The following is a 17,180-nucleotide window of genomic DNA, read 5'->3' on the forward strand; positions in this document are numbered from 1 at the left end:
TTCATTGCGCAGCTACTTCGGCCTTGGCCCCGGCCACTAATGCGGTTGCTGGTGGCCGTTAAGAAAAGCAAGTTGTATGAGCCAACACAGAGTTGCTGCATTTCCGAAGGGCTTCGACTCCCGACAGTTCCAGACTTCGAAGGATCAGTTTGAGGCGAGTTTTTGCTTTTTAGGCCAGCAGTGACCGGATTAGTGAGCAGCCGGGGACACAGCCTGAGGGGTTTGCTTCTTTGCCCCGTCACCTCGCAGAAGCCGCGCAGCGAAAGAAGGCCGCCGGCAGGCAAGGTTAGACGGGATGTAGCGCGGACTCAATCGGAGTAGAACTTATCTACCGGTGCCCCAGGACTGCGCTTCTTCCCGTTTTACCCGTTCATTTTTTCTTGATAAAAAACGAACCAAAAAAATCAAGGCTGTGCCACCGGCTGATCGTGGAATCCAGTTCTTGAAGCCTAAAATGGAAAAACTCGCGGCGGCGTTGGTTGGGTTGCTTCTAAACCCATCGGTTCGTTGAAATCTGGGTAGCTGCGTCCTATGCCTTGATAACGCTCAGACAGTTTCCATTTTTTAACGGTTCCAAAAAATGCATTCCACTGCCGGTGCCAAGGCCGAAGCCCGAACGTCGCAGCTCTGTGCTTTGCTTCCAATTACGGAGTTTGTAGCACCCAGGGAAAACCTTGGTCCGGCCGCCTTCACCTCTGGTGAATAGCGGGGATGAGCGACCTCGGGTCGCGTAATTGGTACGTGAAGTTTAATCGGAGTGAAACTCCTCCACCGACACGTTCGACTATTTTCATTGCGAAGCGACTTCGGCCATGGCTTCGGCCATGTACTCTCAGCCCGGTAATCCGGGCTGAATATCTACACCGTCATCTCCTTGAATTTTATCCCCAATGCGTTTTGGACAGCCATGACTTTCTGCATTTCTCCCGGGATGATCAGAGCGATTGACTGTCCGGTTTTACCACCGCGCGCTGTGCGGCCGCTTCTATGAGTGTAGTACTCCATATGGTCGGGCAACTGATGGTGCAGCACGAAAGCGAGGTTATTGACGTCAATACCCCGCGCGGATACATCCGTGGACACCAGGATCTGGAGGCTTTCGTTCCGGAAGGCGCGCATCACCTTATCTCGTTCCTTCTGTTGCATGTCGCCTTCCAAAGCACCCGCGGCGATACCTTTATCCTGCAGTTCCTTGGCCAGCTTTTGCGTTCCCGCTTTGGTCCGGCAAAACACGATGCCGCGTTCTCCTTTTCTTCTGCTGATAATCTTCGCGATCGTATTGACCTTATCCTTGATCTTAGTATTGATGAAATGATGCGAAATATTCGCATTCACCAGTGAATTCCTGTTGACTTCGACCCTGATAGCCTTAGCAGACATATAGTCCCGGATCATTCGTTTGATTCCTTCGGGCATAGTGGCCGAAAACAGCCAGGTATTTCGCTTCGACTTATTGTAACTCAGGATTTTATTCAGATCATCCTTGAAACCCATACTCAGCATCTCGTCCGCTTCGTCCAGCACCAGAGTTTTAACGCCGGAGATGTCCACCGCTTTGCGCTCGATCAGGTCCAGCAAACGGCCCGGAGTAGCCACGATAATGTGCGTCGGCCGCTGCAGGGCTTTGATTTGCCGGGTGATTCTCTCTCCGCCATACACACCTTCCGCGAAGATCATCTTATCGAGGTACTTGGTAAACTTGAAAAGTTGCTTCTTTATCTGTTGTACCAGCTCGCGTGTTGGCGCGATAACCAACCCTTGTACTTCTGGTTTGTCGGGATTGATCGAGTTGAGCAGCGGCAGGCCGAAGGCTGCGGTTTTTCCGGTTCCGGTCTGTGCCAGACCGATCAAATCCGTCTTTGTCTGCAGGAGGGTCGGGATGACAGCTTCCTGAATTTTGGTCGGGTTTACAATTTTAAGCTCTTTCAGGGCTTTTACGTAAGCCTTACTCACCCCCAGATCCGCGAATGTTGTCATGTTCTTTTGGTACGAAGGTAATTTGTACTTTCGGCAATCAATGGACTTACGGACACAATTACGTTATCAGGCTTGTATTTCGACACCGCCCTTGTGGGAAGATAGTGGTGTATCTCCTTTTGATCAGATCAATCTATCGCGTTTCCCTTCGCCCGTCGATGATGCTGTCGTTTTCAAAAATCACAGGCTCGGCAAGGTGGTTGAAGAGTTCATCTTCCATCAGCTTAAAAGCCAGGCGGGTATCGGGTGGATTGAAGACAACCTCCAAATTCAGAAAGAGAAACGGACGATTGGGGAGATCGACGCTTTGTACCGCGACGGTCAGATCCCCGTACACCTGGAGGTAGCCTATAAGTTCTACCTGCTCGACTCCGTCGAAGACCACGCGGAGCCGTTAGCACGGTGGATTGGCCCGAACCGCAAAGACAACCTGTTTTATAAGCTGAGAAAACTCCATGACCGGCAGTTCCCATTGCTGCACAATCCTCTGACCCGACCTTATCTGGACGGCTTAGATTTAGAACCAGCCAGCATTGTACAGCGGCACTGCTTTAAAGGCCAATTGTTCCTACCCTACCATCAGCAGGACGTTGACGTTGGTCCGCTGAACAGAGACTGTGTAGCCGGTTACTATTTCCCCTACCGCGAAATGAGCTTCTTCCGCGAGTTTGAATTTCACCTTCCCGACAAATTAGACTGGCTGGTTACGCCCCATGATGATGTCGCCTGGATCACTCACGCAACTGCTTTAAAAACAATCGGAGAGTTGATCCAGAACGAACGATCACCTATGGCTTGGATGAAGGCAAACGACGGAACACTCTCTAAATGCTTTATCGTCTTTTGGTGATGCTCCCCAGCACTTTCCTGAAGAGTAGTGTTTGGTAATTGGGGCGCGGTCGCAGGTGCAAAACAGGGTTTTCGGGCATTCTGTATTCTCCTTGAGTGCCCTGCTCATCCACCCGGCGAATTGCAGCTTACTTACCCGTGTACTGCAAGTAAGCAGCAACAGCAACGTTGTACTTGGTCTTCGCTTCTATCAGGTCATCCAAAGCCTGTGCTTGCAGAGCTTTCGCTTCCAATAAATCAGAAAGGTTGACCAGGCTGCTCTCGTAGCTGGATTGATTTACCTTCAGGTTTTCGTTGGCTGCAATGATCCGTTCTTCAATGATCTCGATTTGCTTGTGTGCTTCCACCAGGTCGAACCATGATTTTTCAGACCTGAGCTTCAGTAACTTCTTGGCATCCTCCAGGTTATTCTGAGCGATTTTTTCCTTAATGACCATCTCCCGCACATCGTGCTTACCCGACCAATGGGAAGAGATTGGTACACTTGCCGATAAAAAGCCGAAGACATTCAATCCACCCGTATTTTCCTCGAACTGGCTCAAATAAAACGCGTTCAGTCCAACCGCTACGGTCGGTAAATAGTCAGCCTCTTTCAACTTGGTCTGGAGTTCCTGCGCCTGAATGGATTTCTCCAAAAGCTGCACCTCAAACAGCTGGTTCAGGTAGTCTTCACCGCCAACCAGTTTATAGTGTTCGGGCGACTCGTAACCATCCACGCTTTCAACCAGAAACATTGAGCTGTCAAAAGGTATACCCGTTGTTTTCGCGAACTGCAGTAACGCGAGGTGTTTACCGTTTGCCAGCTTGCTCTTATTGAGTTCCAACTCGTTTTGTTCCAACTCTAATTTATAGATATCGTTCCGGATGATCAGCCCTGCTTTATAGGCATCATTCACCTGGATACTCAACTGGTTGAGCAGGTCTTCATACCTCTCTATGGTTTTCTCCTTCTCCTGAAGAGAAACTATTTGCCAGTATTGCCGGGTGGTTTCCAGTAAAACTTCATTCTCAAAGAGCATTTCCTGTTTCTTACGCACATCTACGCCCATATGAGACAACTCCTCCCCCATTCTTATTTTACCGCCGGCATAAACCGGCTGAGTAACGGATAGCGAAACTGCACCTAACTTCTGCAACAACCCGCTCGTTGAAGCAGGGATGTAAGCAAACTCTGACGCAGACCCCAAATTCGCAGGATCACCGTCATACACGGGAAGGTTTCCTCCCGGACTGCTGATTTCCATCAAAGGATTAACAGCATGCATCAACGTCACGTCAAAACTAACATTAGGGTAAAAATTGGCTTTGGTCGAGGCCGCTACTTCCATAGCAGACTTGGTTTCCAGCTTACTGTTCAACAGCTTAACGTTAGTCTCAGCTGCAGCTTTCCGGGCATCCTCTAAACTAATATCGTTCTGGCCAGAGACAGAAAAGCTTACCAGAATGAGAAGTGTTACTACTATATTTTTCATTAATATTAAATTGTCGCATTTTTGAAAAACTGGCTGTACAAAACGGGTAGGATATAAATCGTCAATACCATCGAAACCAGCAGCCCGAAGCAAACAACAGCCCCCAGTGGACCCCACAATGTTGAACCACTGACAATCATAGGTACCACGCCCATGGCAGCAGCAAATGAAGTCAGGAAAATGGGTCGCATTCTCCGCTTCCCGGCGGCCATCGCAGCATCAATTACCTTCATGCCTTTCTTATGCCTTAGTTCTTCGGCATAATCCACTAATATTATTCCATTCCGGACGACGATTCCCATCAGACTCATCACTCCTAAAGAAGCAGTCATCCCGAATGCATAGCCCGTCAGGAGAATCCCCAGCGCTGCTCCCAGAATGCTTAGCGGCATGGTGGTCATGATTAACAGCGTGTGTTTGATCTTCTTGAACTCAAACAGGAGGACAAAAAAGATGATGACAATTCCCACACCCAGTGCTTTACCGATCGGGACGTAGTTCTCAATTTCACCTTCCTCTTCTCCGCCGTACGCGAAAGTTAATTCAGTACCGGACTCCTCCTTGATGTCATTGATCAGCGGCTTCAGGTCGGCCAGCACTTTATAAGCCAGCGCTCCTCTTTCTACATCGGCCCGGACAGTAATGGTTCTGATTCCATTCCGTCTTATAATCTGGCCTTCACTCCAATCATTCTCGAGTGTAGCTACCTGACGTAAAGAAACGGGGGTTGCCGCAAGCGGAGAACTCACCGTTTGGTTACTGATATCATCGTAGTCGTCCCTCTCCTGCGCTGGGTTGATCACCTTTACGGGCACAGGATAGTTCCCCTCCCAAACCGTACCTACGGGTACCCCCGAAAAGCCCGCGCCAATTGAGGCCGCGATGGTACCTCTGGTTAAGCCCAGCCTGTTCGCCTGCTCATCGTTTACGTTTACCCTGACTCCCTGCCGAGGATTTGTATAGTCAGTTCTGGCCCAGATTACACTAGGATTATCCTGCATCGTTTGCTTCACCCTTTCAGCCACTGACTTCAGAGATTGCAGATCATCACCTGATATCCGGAGTTCTATGGGAGCCTCAGTAGACTGCATATCCAGTTGTTTCATCCTGACGTATGCATTGGGGAAAGCATCCCGGTAAGTTGCTTCATACTCTGCCAAAATCTCAACAGCCTGATCATCGGTATGGGTGTTGACCAATAACTGACCGTAGTTTTTGCCCGGGAACTTAGGCGCATAGGTAGTATGGAATCGCGGAGAGCTTTCTCCGATAAAAGACGCCACGTTCTCTACTCTGGCATCTTTCGAGAGCATTGCCTGAAGGCTGTCTGCTACAAACGCTGTTTGCTCAAGGGTTGCACCTTCCTGCAAGTAGATTTCTATCGCAAACTGATTCCGCTCTACTTTGGGGTAAAGCTGCCTTGGCACGATGCTCATAATCATTGCTCCCAGCACAATGGAACCTATCCCCAAAAGGATAGTTAGTGCAGGCACCTTGAAAGCCCAATCCAATGTTTTATTGTACCCGGCTTGCAGCAGATTGAGCAGCGAGAACTTATTAGCTTCCTCCTCTCCTTTATGCACTCCTTCTTTGATGAAAAAATAGCACATAAACGGTACCAACAACGTAGCTATCAGCAGCGATACAATAAGCGCAATACTGATTGTTACCGGCAAGGAGCCTACAAAATCCCCCGTCTGACCAGACAGAAAGAACGGCATAGGTAAGTAGGTAGCAATAATGCATAGCGTTGCGGCAAAAACAGGGACAAACAGTTCTGTCGTACTTTGTATTGCGGCATTCCACCGGTCTATACCTTCATCCAGCTTTTCTACGTAGTTGTCAATAACGACAATAGCATTGTCTACCACCATACCCAACACCACAATCAGTCCGGCAAGTGATACGGTGTGCAGCTCAATACCGAGTACGTACAAAATACCGATGGTGATAAAGATCGACAGTGGTATAGTTACTCCTGCGACGGCAGACACCCGGAACGGGAGGAAAAGCAAGGTTACTAAGATAACGGCTCCAATGGCGATGAAAAACTCTTTCAGGAAGTGCTGAATAGAATGATCCACCGCTTCTGGCATATTGGCAATCTTGTTGATCACCACATCTGACGGTATCTTCTTTCGAATCTTTTCCAGGGCAACTTCTACATCTTCTCCAAACTGTACAATATTGTTGCCTCCCTGCATCTCCAACGATACGAGCATCGCCGGCGAGCCATTGTTCAGAATATAAGAAGATGGTTCTTCAAATTCCCTGCGCACCTCCGCGACATTTTTCACTCTGATTATGTTCCCCAACGGATCAGCATAAATGATCTGGTTCTTAATTTCAAGCTCCGACCTGAAACTCGTAGGAACGTGTATAGGAGCAATCAACTCACTATTATCGATCTCACCGGCGTAATAAATTGAACCTTCGAGTTGCAACGCAGCCAGAACCGAGGTCAGGTTTACCCCGTAAAGGGCCAGCTTATCCTTGTCGAAATTTATGGTGATTTGCTCATTCTGAAGCCCGAAGTGCTTCACCTTTGATACGGTAGTCACCTTACGCAACTCTGCCTCTATAAATGCTAACTGCTTTTCAAGTTGCTTTTTGTTCTTCTCTTTCGACTCTATCGTTAACAGCAAAGCAGAAGTATCGCCAAAATCATTATTGGCAATGAGTGCCAATACCTGAGAGGGCAACTGAGACTTCAGCTGGTCTAATCCGAACTTTATTTTATCCCAAAAAGCATCGGGATCCTCCACGTTGTTATTGACCTCCACGAATATAATCAAGGTGCCCTCCTTCGAGATGGAATAGGTCTTCTCCCTGTTGACTTCTTTGAAGCCAAAAAGAAACTCCTCAACCTTTTTAGTCAGCTGCTCTTCTACTTCTTCAGAAGTAGCGCCCGGGTATACACCAACAACTAAACCTTGCCTGATGGTAAACTCCGGAAACTCATTCCTCGGCATAACCATCAGAGCAAATATCCCAAAAGCAAAGAGTGCGGCAGTAATGACGATGGCTATCTGCTTATGCTTCATAGCCAACTCTACGATGTTAAATCCTTTGTTGTTGCTCATCTTTATTTCTTCTTAACTACGTTTACTTTGGCACCATTTCTCAACTTCTCGTGCCCGCTGAGCACAACCACGTCCCCCTCCTCAAGGCCCTGGATTACAGCATCGTTTTTAGCAAGCGTTGTCACGCGAACCGGCTTGGTTTTCACAACATCATCCTCAACCAGGTAGACATACTGGTCTCCGTTTACATCACGCTGCAGGGCTTTGCTGGAAAGCATCACTCCATCGTATTCTTTGTCTGTCTTCAAGACCACGTTGCAAACCATGCCCGGTTTAATGTTCCAGCCCTCGTTGCCGAGCAGTATTTTCACCGGGTAGGTATGAGATATTACGTTGGCTTCAACCCCTATACGGTCTATCTTTCCCACTAAAGACTGAGACGTCGCTGCTATTTTCACCTCAGCCGACTGCCCCCTCTTCAACTGGCCTACTTCACGCTCTGGCACAGGAATATTTACGTAGACACTATTGATATCCAGTAAATCAAAAGCCGTTGCCGACGGCATCACATTCACTCCGGGAAGAATATTTTTATTACCTATTACTCCAGACTTAGGTGCGTACAGCTTATTGTCATCTATGCCTCTTTCGGCCATGTCAGCAACTATGATGGCCTGGTTCAATCCGGTTTCAACTTCCACCCATTGTATCTCGGGCAGCGTACCGTTCTCTTTCATTGGTTTCATCCGGTCGTACGCATCCTGGGCCTGCTGTTTGCTCTGGAGCGCTATCTCGTAATTGCTCCTTGAATTTGTGTCGTCGAGGGTAGCCAGCAATTTGCCCTTCTTCACAAACTCCCCTTCGTCTACCAGAATCTGGGTTACGTTTCCCGGAGTCTTAAAACTCAGGGGAGTCGTCTCCCTGGCCTCGACCAAACCTGAATACGAGAGTTCAGTTTGCCCGCTAAAGGACTTCACTACCGTAGTCTCTACATTGATCACCCTTGGCGCAGCCTCAAGCAGAGCACTCTCTTCTTCATGCCCGTTGCATCCGGCAAGCACCATTGACAAGAACAACAATACATTTACTTTATACATTTTCATTCGATTTAGAACTTTGGACCAAAAACGGATTTTGGTCCAATTTCAGGTAAAAAAAAGGACCTATTTCAAGCCCTTTAAAAGAATACTTATCATCATTTCAGCCTTTTCTTCTATCAGATCAAGGCCCATATTTATGCTCACTTCGATCTCTACTCCTCTCGAGTAGGTCAGAAATGATTCAGCAATGACATCCATTCCAAGCATTTCGGAAACAGGAAATTCATAGCCCTCATTTTTAGCCCCGTCCATCAGAATTGATCGTATGAAAACCAATTCTCTTCCACCGTTGACTTCGATGCTTAGCAGGAAAAAGTTCTTTATATTGAAGTGATGGGATTCATTGTCAATAAGAAATTCGTACTGTTTCCGCTTTTGCTTGAGTATGGAGGTTTTAGTAATGAGGTAAGCTTTCAACTTCTCCTCCATCGTCTTCTTCTTATCAACCGCTCTTTTCACTTTTAAGTAAAGCTCATCATGTTCCTCCCTGATGACGGCATCTATGATTTCCTCTTTGTTCTTGAAGTAGTAGTACAACGTACTTTTCCCTTTAGAGGCCGCTCGCGCAACGTCTCTCATAGTTGTCTTGTCGATTCCATGTTGCTGGATCAATCGCTTAGCAGCTGCTAATATCTCCTTCTTTACTTCTTCTTCGTTTTTCATAGGAACTGATTTCAACTATGGAGCCGCAAAGGTAGGCGTACGGGTTTCACCGATGCAAACTTTTCGACCAAAAAAGTTTTTTGGTCGGTTTTTGCAATTCTTTACAACAGACGTGATCTGGAACACAAGCGACACAATACTTCCCCCGACGCATCGTCGTAAGCAATTCATTATCAGCAGACATACGACTTCTACAGCAAGCAAAAACCAGTGTCGGATACTGCGTGATTGACGGGGACAACCCTGCTACTTAATCCCCACAAATAATAAAATCAAAGTGCCGAAGCTTCGTTACTCCCCCTCTTCCCAGCCCATACTCCGCTGCACGGCCTTCTGCCAGCCTTTGTAGAGTTTACTACGACGGACTTCTTCCATTTGCGGCTCAAACCGCTCGTCGAGCTGCCAGGTGTTTTGCAGGTCCTCTTTGGTCCAGAAGCCGACGGCAAGGCCGGCGAACATCGCCGCACCCAGGGCGGTCGTTTCCACTACCTGCGGCCGCTCTACGCTGGTGTCAAGGATATCCGCCTGGAACTGCATCAGGAAATCATTGTTGCTTGCCCCTCCGTCTACGCGGAGGGTTTTCAGGTCTTTCCCTGAGTCTTTCTGCATCGCGTCGAGGACATCCCGGACCTGGTAGGCCAGCGACTGCAGTGTAGCCCGTACGATGTGCGCTTTCTCCGTTCCCCGGGTAAGGCCGAAGATGGCCCCGCGGGCGTACATGTCCCAGTACGGTGCGCCGAGACCGGCAAAGGCCGGCACTACGTACACTCCGTCGGAGTCTTTTACTTTTCGGGCATAAAATTCAGAGTCCGGGGCCTCATCGATGATCTTCAATCCGTCGCGGAGCCACTGGATCGCCGCACCGGCGATGAAGACGGAGCCTTCCAGCGCGTATTCCATTACACCATCCACCTCCCAGGCGACGGTCGTCAACAGACCGTTTTCCGAGGCAACGGCCTCGGTGCCGGTGTTCATCAACATAAAGCAGCCCGTTCCGTAGGTGTTCTTAGCCTGACCGACCTCAAAGCAAGCCTGACCGAACAGTGCGCAGTGCTGATCTCCCGCCATACCTGCAATCGGGATGCGGGCAGAGAACAGGTCTTCAGCAGTTTTACCGTAAACCTCGCTGGAGCTTTTCACCTCGGGCAGCATACTCGCGGGTACGCCGAGTTCTTTCAGCAACTTTTCGTCCCATTTCCGGTTTTTGATATCAAAGAGCATTGTGCGGCCGGCGTTGGTTACGTCGGTTACGTGTACTTCGCCACCAGTCAGTTTATAAACCAGCCAGCTGTCCATCGTTCCGAAAGCCAGCTCTCCGGCTTCCGCACGTGTGCGGGCGCCTTCTACATTCTCAAGTATCCAGTTAATTTTGGTACCGGAGAAGTAAGCATCAATAACCAACCCCGTAGTTTCTTTGACGTACTCTTCCAGCCCGCGGGCCTTCAGCTTATCGCAAAAGCCTGCCGTACGACGGTCTTGCCATACAATGGCGTTGTGAATAGGATTACCCGTCGCACGGTCCCATACCAGGGTTGTTTCCCGCTGGTTTGTTATGCCAATGCCTGCTACATCCTTTGCCGTTATTTTCGCCTTCACGAGTACTTCCTGGGTAACGGCAAACTGGGTACTCCAGATTTCGTCGGCGTCGTGTTCCACCCAGGCGCTTTTGGGGAAAATCTGGGTAAATTCCTTTTGAGCCGTAGCGACAACGTCACCATCGTGGTTAAAAACGATGGCTCTGCAGGAGGTCGTTCCCTGATCCAGGGATAGAATGTAATCGGGCATGAAACTTTAAGTAAGAAGTTATATAATCGGTCGCTTAGCTCCGGCAAGTTTAGTCAAATCTCCCGGATTCCTTGTCCTGATTTCCAGCGGTCGCAAAAAACAGAGTACCTGACTCAAAACAGCCCGTCCATCAATCAGTTCGACCGGGCGGTCATAAAGCCTTCTTTACACGAATCCTCATACAACTGCTTTTGGTCGCCCTGCCCCCCAAAACACTACACTGACGCAAAAAAATACAATTTCTCAGACAGAGTCATCAGTTTCAATTACATTTACGTCAGAATACTTATCCTATTAACACAACACCAAATGAATTCGACACACCTCACTCCTTCACGTCCGAAGTACGTGTTCTGCTGCCGTCAGGCACAAAAGGAACGGTTCCAGCGGGACTAACATCATCAAGTCACTGGTCAGATTAGCTCCCGGAAATCCCCCTTCCCGCAAGCATCTCCCTTTCTCTCCTCAAGTCATACTCTGCCTGTCTCGTCTTTCGCGTCGGGCAGCAAAAGCCAATTGAGTATAGCCGGGCTTACCGCCCGAAAAAAATCCTCTTCTCCACGGTACTCATGCGGGCACTACGAAAGCCTGCGCTACCTCACCAGGAAACAATTCAATAGAAAAACCGGGCTTTGTCCACCGGCGATTACCTACTCCGTCAGTAGGCCTAACAAAGTTCATTATTCCTTTTTTAACCCTTTAATCAACTCGATATGAAAGTTCTGAAACTTTCCCTTTTCCTCTTCGCCATCCTCTCCATCACCGCTTGTGGTGACGACGACGACCAAATGGCAGCAGTCTGTTCCCAGTCTGACTGGGTCGGAACATACTCCGGCACTATCACTTGCGTGGAAGACGGTGACACCGACACTGAAGACGTTACCGTTACCATCACTGCCAGTGGTGCCGACAACATCATCGTCTCCTACGAACAGCCGGGTATTACCACTACTTACGATCCGCTGCCATTCACAAATTGTGAATTCTCGCTGACCGCCAGCGAGCAGGGTATTACCCTTACATCTACGGGTGAAACCGACGGAAACAACATCACCCTCACCGAGATATACTCTGCCGGAACGGAGTCATCCACCTGCACGATCGAAGCAACGAGAGACTAAGTACTTCTAAAAGCTGCTTAAAACCGTTTCGCCGCTCCAGCAAACCGTGCCTTGTCAGAGGCTAACGTTTGCAGGAGCGGCGTTACTCGTTTTCGCTAATTGTCGTCGTCTGGCACGATTGGTCTAAACTATCCGTTGGGGCAAGCGGTTTCCCCCGCAGACACACCCTCACCATGCATATCGACCGTATTCCTTTTCCGGATGTCCCCCAGTTTTCTCAGCGTGATGTAGCTTACGCTACCGGAGCTGAAAACCTGAAGCCTTTTTTCAAGTACCCGGTTAGCCTCGAAGCATTCGAGGATGTAATGGCAGACAAGGCAAAAGACAACACGGACCGGAAACTACTGGTCGACGAACTGCTGGCACAGTACGAAAGCTTCAAGAATGCCGATGCGGCGCGCACGCAGGTGCAAAGCCTGTTGGACGAGAATACCTTCACCGTCATCACGGCTCATCAGCCTAGTTTGTTTACCGGGCCTTTGTACTTCATCTATAAGATCTGCTCAACGATTAACCTGAGCCGCCAGCTCAACGAGCGGTATCCGGATAAGCACATCGTCCCTCTGTTCATCATGGGTGGCGAAGACCACGATTTCGATGAAATCAACCACGCGCGGATCAAAGGTGAAATGATCCGGTGGGAACAGGAAGTAGGCGGCTCGGTCGCAATGCTCTCTACAACCTCCCTTGCACCCGCGTTGAGCGCCCTCAAAGAACTCCTCGGTGGTGAATTCACCCCTTTCGGGATTCACGACCGCATTCAGCGGGCTTACACCAAACACAAGACTTACGGCGAGGCAACGGTCGCTTTTGTCCATGACCTTTTTAAGGACACCGAGCTGGTGGTCGCCAACCCCAGCCGCAAGGCGTTTAAGGAAGCCTTTCGCCCGATGATGGAGCGCGAAATTTTCGAACAGCTGAGTCAGCCGCTGATCGAAAAAGCGCAGTCAGAACTCACCGCTGCCGGCTATTCCGGTCAGGCGCACGCCCGCGAGATCAACCTTTTTTATCTCAGCCCCGGCCGCCGCGACCGCATCGTGTTCCAGGGTGGTGTTTACGGCGTTCTCGATACCGATAAGGTTTTCTCCGAAGCCGAGTTCCGGGAGGAACTGGCCAGTTACCCCGAGCGCTTCAGCCCCAACGTGGTCATGAGGCCGCTGTTTCAGGAGCTCATCTTCCCGAACCTCGCCTATATCGGCGGCGGCGGCGAGCTCGCCTACTGGCTGGAACGCAAGGAGCAATTCAGCGCCTTCGGCCTCAACTTTCCGATGCTGATCCGCCGTAACTCTGTCGTTTGGGTAGACGCCAAAAGCGGTAAAAAGATGGATAAACTCGGCCTGAGCGTCAGAGACCTTCTTCGCCACGATGATCTCATCATCCGTGACTTCGTAGCCAAACACACCAAAAACGAACTGTCGCTTGCCGACGAACTCGCTCAGTTAAAAGGTCTCTTCGAAACGATGTCTCTGAAGGCCAAAGCGATCGACCCCACCCTCGAAGCCGCCGCCCTCGCCGAAGGGACCCGCCAGCGTAAAATCGTCGAGCAATTCGAAAGCCGGCTCCGCCGGGTCGAGAAGACGAAATTCGACCGGGAGATGACCACGATCCGGGAGCTACGCGCTACCCTCTTCCCCGGCAACAGCCTGCAGGAACGCAAAGACAATTTTCTGAATGTATACCTCGAGTCCGGCGAAGAAATGTTCCCCGTCCTTCTGGAGGCCCTCGATCCTCTTACGCCCGGCATGGTAGTTGTAAAGGCCTAGTACAGTGCAAACTAGGTTTCTGACGGCATTCAGGAGCTAATGCTTCGTAGTTATCCATCCATTGGCCACCATCAGGGAAAGCTCATCGCTCTTGCCCTGCATCGTAATTTTTGTACCTTGCCAGCGCCCCAAAAGAACAGAATCCCTGATGAAAACTTACCACCAGCTCTTACAACACATTCTCGAAAACGGTAATATCAAAAAAGACCGGACCGGAACCGGAACCCGCTCCGTTTTCGGCTATCAGATGCGCTTTGACCTCAACGATGGTTTTCCCCTGTTAACCACCAAAAAAGTACACTGGAAGAGTGTTGTCCACGAATTATTGTGGTTCGTACGCGGAGATACCAATATCCGTTATCTGGTCCAAAACGGCGTTCGCATCTGGAACGAATGGCCCTACCAGCACTACATCGAAGCCAACTCTTTGCAGGAAAAGCTTCCCAAACACTCGAAAGAATGGAAGGAAGCCATGAAGAAATTTGTTGCTAAGATCAAAGAAGACGAAGATTTTGCTGCCAGATGGGGGAACCTGGGCCCGGTTTACGGCAAACAGTGGCGCGACTTCAACGGAGTAGACCAACTTGCGGAGGTCATCGAGGCCATCAAAACAAATCCGGATTCGCGCCGCCATATCGTTACGGCCTGGAACCCGGGCGACATTCCGGAAATGGCCAAGGCCGGCCTTCCACCCTGCCACACCATGTTCCAGTTTTATGTTGCCGACGGAAAACTGAGCTGCCAACTTTACCAGCGCTCTGCCGACACCTTCCTCGGTGTTCCCTTCAACATTGCTTCCTACGCGCTGCTCACCCACCTGGTGGCCCGCGAATGCAAATTGGAAGTAGGCGATTTCGTGCATACTTTCGGCGACGTACATCTCTACAGCAACCACATCGAGCAGGCCAAAGAGCAGCTTGCCCGTAAGCCGGGCAAACTCCCCACTATCCGTATTGCGGATGATGCCCCCGGTATTTTTGAGATCGGGTTCGATGATATCGAACTGATCGGGTACAAACCCCAGCCAGCCATCAAAGCACCGATCGCGGTATAGTTCGCGGCGCGGGCGCAGGTGCAGGGAGAGGTGAACGAGGCCGGGCTCTACTCCTGTTCTATCTGTTTGGCAGGATTCGCTGGTACATCTCGGAGTAGAATGGTACACCGAATGAGTTGAACAGGCAGACCAATCGCTTACACTACTCATGTACTGTTCCGCAGTCTTCTGATTTCAGTTCGTTTTGCTTTAGCGTGAAACATAACAATCGGGCCAATGCGATCAAAGCGTTCTCCATCGATCTTCCAGGCTGAAGCCCCGAAAACTGCAGCATGAAAGCTGCTGAACAGTACTGTCAGGCTAGTAATCTCCAGAAGCGATTGCCGCTGAAATAAGCCCGACCGACCAAGCGCGTCGTACCTTCGCTTCTTAAACCATTCCATGCACCCGCGTCCGCGCCCGGAAACAGGGCTGACGGCAGCCAAACAAGCGTTATGATCCAAGTACCTAAACTGAAGCACACCGATAAGAACTCCTTTTTCCTGATTGCCGGCCCCTGCGCCATCGAAGGAGAGGACGTTGCGATGGAGATTGCTGAGCGCGTTGCCGAAATCACCGACAAGCTCGGCATTCCTTACATTTTTAAGGGAAGCTACCGCAAAGCCAACCGCAGCCGGATCGACAGTTTTACCGGCATTGGTGACGAAAAAGCGCTGGAGATTCTCGCGAAAGTCGGCGATCGGTTCGACCTGCCCACGACTACGGATATTCATACGGTCCCCGAAGCGGCTATGGCCGCCAATTACGTCGACGTACTGCAAATTCCCGCTTTCCTCTGCCGGCAAACCGACCTCGTTGTTGCGGCAGCCAATACGGGTAAAGTCGTCAACATCAAAAAGGGTCAGTTTCTGAGTGCCTCCGCCATGAGTCACGCCCGCCAAAAAGTGATCGACAGCGGCAACGATCAGGTCTGGCTCACCGAACGTGGCACCACCTTTGGTTATACTGACCTCGTGGTAGACTACCGAGGAATCCCCACCATGCAGGCGCTCGGAAGTCCCGTCGTGATGGATTGTACCCACAGCCTGCAACAACCCAACCAAAGCAGCGGAGTAACCGGAGGGAAACCAGAGCTGATCGGGACCATCGCAAAAGCCGCCATCGCCGTTGGCGCTGATGGTATATTTATGGAAACCCACCCTAACCCTTCCGTCGCCAAATCTGACGCAGCCAACATGTTACCACTCGATCGTCTGGAAGGTATCCTTACGCAATTGCTTCGCATTCGTGAAGCTGTATCGTAGTTTATTCTGCTGCGAAGCAGTCTGCACACCGCCGGATTGACGAGAAGCAGATTTGCCTGAAAACAAAAAGCCAGGCAGATTCCTAAGGGACCTGCCTGGCTTTTATTCTTTGGTACGGCCACTATCATGTGACCGCAGCAATACCGTTCGTTACTGCGGGATACGCAGTACCTGACCTGGGTAGATTTTGTCCGGGTGGCTGAGCATCGGCTTGTTGGCCTCGAAGATAGCTTCGTAGCGCATAGGGTCACCGTACTGCGCCTTAGAGATTTTAGAGAGGCTGTCCCCTTCCTGTACCGTGTAGAATACAGCTTCGGGTGCCGGGTTGAGCACGTGGAGTTGATTGTCGACAGAACCGATGCCATCGATGTTACCAAGCGCAAGTGCTACGCGCTCGGCGTCGGCAGTTGTTGGGGTGGTACCATTCACGATGACCTGCTCGCAGAGCTCCAGACGCAAATCATTTACGTTAAGTCCCAGGCGCTGGATTTCAGCTTCCAGTTTTTGAACCTTGGTGAGTGCAACCTCTTTCGTTACTTCTACCTCTTTCTTGCCAAAAAGCTTAGCGCCTTTTTCCTTCAGGAATGAAATCAAACCCATATCTTGTCTTTGTTTATCATTTTGAAGAAGAACTATTTCTTCTCCGTTTAATTACCTGTATGACGCTGCAGATGTTCACTGGTCACATAACAATCCCGTGAATTTACCCCATGGGATACTTACCTTAGCCCCAAATTAAGAAAACATGTCAAGAAAGATTATCAATACTCCTGCTGCGCCTGCTCCGGTTGGAGCTTACAACCAGGCGATCCTCCATAACGATGTGCTGTACGTAAGCGGACAGATTGCCCTCGACCCCGAAACGGGCGAACTGCTCACTAAAGATATCGAGACGGAAACCCGCAGGGTGCTCGACAGTCTGGGTGCTATTCTTGAAGCGGCCGGCACAAGTTTCGCTAATGTACTGAAGTGCAGCGTGTTTGTAAGCGACATGGAGAATTTCGGCCGGATCAACACTGTATACGCCTCTTATTTCGACGAAGCAACTGCTCCTGCAAGGGAACTCGTAGAGGTTGCCAACCTACCCAAATACGTCAATGTGGAGATAAGCTGCATCGCTGCAGTCTGA

General features: G+C 50.1%; 13 protein-coding genes. 6 read left to right on the top strand and 7 right to left on the bottom strand.

Annotation, left to right across the window (positions count from 1 at the left end; translation table 11 throughout):
• Window positions 1-858: 858 nt before the first annotated feature.
• Window positions 859-1,977: a DEAD/DEAH box helicase gene (locus FUA23_RS20195; protein ID WP_147932591.1), complete on the bottom strand. Its 1,119-nt coding sequence runs from the start codon at window positions 1,975-1,977 to the stop codon at window positions 859-861.
• A gap of 40 nt (window positions 1,978-2,017) precedes the next feature.
• On the opposite strand from FUA23_RS20195, the gene FUA23_RS20200 reads away from it, so the two are divergent.
• A complete protein-coding gene (locus FUA23_RS20200) occupies window positions 2,018-2,827 on the top strand; it encodes a DUF1853 family protein (RefSeq protein WP_147932592.1) in 810 nt (269 codons plus the stop codon).
• A 127-nt stretch (window positions 2,828-2,954) separates the two neighbouring features.
• On the opposite strand, the gene FUA23_RS20205 is transcribed toward FUA23_RS20200, so the two are convergent.
• The 5 genes from FUA23_RS20205 to glpK all read right to left on the bottom strand — a co-directional run bounded on the left by FUA23_RS20205 (window position 2,955) and on the right by glpK (window position 10,869).
• The gene (locus FUA23_RS20205; RefSeq protein WP_147932593.1) at window positions 2,955-4,298 is read right to left on the bottom strand and encodes a TolC family protein; all 1,344 of its coding nucleotides are present in this window, start codon (window positions 4,296-4,298) and stop codon (window positions 2,955-2,957) included.
• A 5-nt stretch (window positions 4,299-4,303) separates the two neighbouring features.
• Complete coding sequence (locus FUA23_RS20210; protein WP_147932594.1) at window positions 4,304-7,381, bottom strand: efflux RND transporter permease subunit; 3,078 nt, start codon at window positions 7,379-7,381, stop codon at window positions 4,304-4,306.
• A 2-nt stretch (window positions 7,382-7,383) separates the two neighbouring features.
• The gene (locus FUA23_RS20215) at window positions 7,384-8,424 is read right to left on the bottom strand and encodes an efflux RND transporter periplasmic adaptor subunit (RefSeq protein ID WP_147932595.1); all 1,041 of its coding nucleotides are present in this window, start codon (window positions 8,422-8,424) and stop codon (window positions 7,384-7,386) included.
• A 60-nt stretch (window positions 8,425-8,484) separates the two neighbouring features.
• Entirely contained in the window at window positions 8,485-9,084 is a 600-nt protein-coding gene (locus FUA23_RS20220) for a TetR/AcrR family transcriptional regulator (RefSeq protein WP_147932596.1), read from the bottom strand.
• 291 nt (window positions 9,085-9,375) lie between these two features.
• Window positions 9,376-10,869 carry a glycerol kinase GlpK gene (glpK, locus tag FUA23_RS20225; protein ID WP_147932597.1) on the bottom strand — a complete coding sequence of 498 codons (1,494 nt, stop codon included), beginning with the start codon at window positions 10,867-10,869 and terminating at the stop codon, window positions 9,376-9,378.
• A gap of 713 nt (window positions 10,870-11,582) precedes the next feature.
• Between glpK and FUA23_RS20230 the strand changes: the two genes are divergently transcribed.
• The 4 genes from FUA23_RS20230 (at window position 11,583) to kdsA (ending at window position 16,051) form a co-directional block, all read left to right on the top strand.
• Window positions 11,583-11,990: a hypothetical protein gene (locus tag FUA23_RS20230; RefSeq protein WP_147932598.1), complete on the top strand. Its 408-nt coding sequence runs from the start codon at window positions 11,583-11,585 to the stop codon at window positions 11,988-11,990.
• 173 nt (window positions 11,991-12,163) lie between these two features.
• Window positions 12,164-13,753, top strand: coding sequence for a bacillithiol biosynthesis cysteine-adding enzyme BshC (gene bshC / locus FUA23_RS20235; protein WP_147932599.1), 1,590 nt, complete (start codon window positions 12,164-12,166; stop codon window positions 13,751-13,753).
• Between the two features lie 148 nt (window positions 13,754-13,901).
• Complete coding sequence (locus FUA23_RS20240; RefSeq protein WP_147932600.1) at window positions 13,902-14,807, top strand: thymidylate synthase; 906 nt, start codon at window positions 13,902-13,904, stop codon at window positions 14,805-14,807.
• A gap of 434 nt (window positions 14,808-15,241) precedes the next feature.
• The gene (gene kdsA, locus FUA23_RS20245) at window positions 15,242-16,051 is read left to right on the top strand and encodes a 3-deoxy-8-phosphooctulonate synthase (RefSeq protein ID WP_147932601.1); all 810 of its coding nucleotides are present in this window, start codon (window positions 15,242-15,244) and stop codon (window positions 16,049-16,051) included.
• Window positions 16,052-16,201: 150 nt separating this feature from the next.
• Here kdsA and lysM read toward each other — a convergent pair whose 3' ends face one another.
• The gene (gene lysM / locus FUA23_RS20250; RefSeq protein WP_147932602.1) at window positions 16,202-16,651 is read right to left on the bottom strand and encodes a peptidoglycan-binding protein LysM; all 450 of its coding nucleotides are present in this window, start codon (window positions 16,649-16,651) and stop codon (window positions 16,202-16,204) included.
• Between the two features lie 145 nt (window positions 16,652-16,796).
• Here lysM and FUA23_RS20255 point away from each other — a divergent pair, with 145 nt between their 5' ends.
• Window positions 16,797-17,180, top strand: coding sequence for a Rid family detoxifying hydrolase (locus FUA23_RS20255; protein ID WP_147932603.1), 384 nt, complete (start codon window positions 16,797-16,799; stop codon window positions 17,178-17,180).

Source organism: Neolewinella aurantiaca, assembly GCF_008014675.1.
GTDB classification, from domain to species: Bacteria; Bacteroidota; Bacteroidia; order Chitinophagales; family Saprospiraceae; genus Neolewinella; species Neolewinella aurantiaca.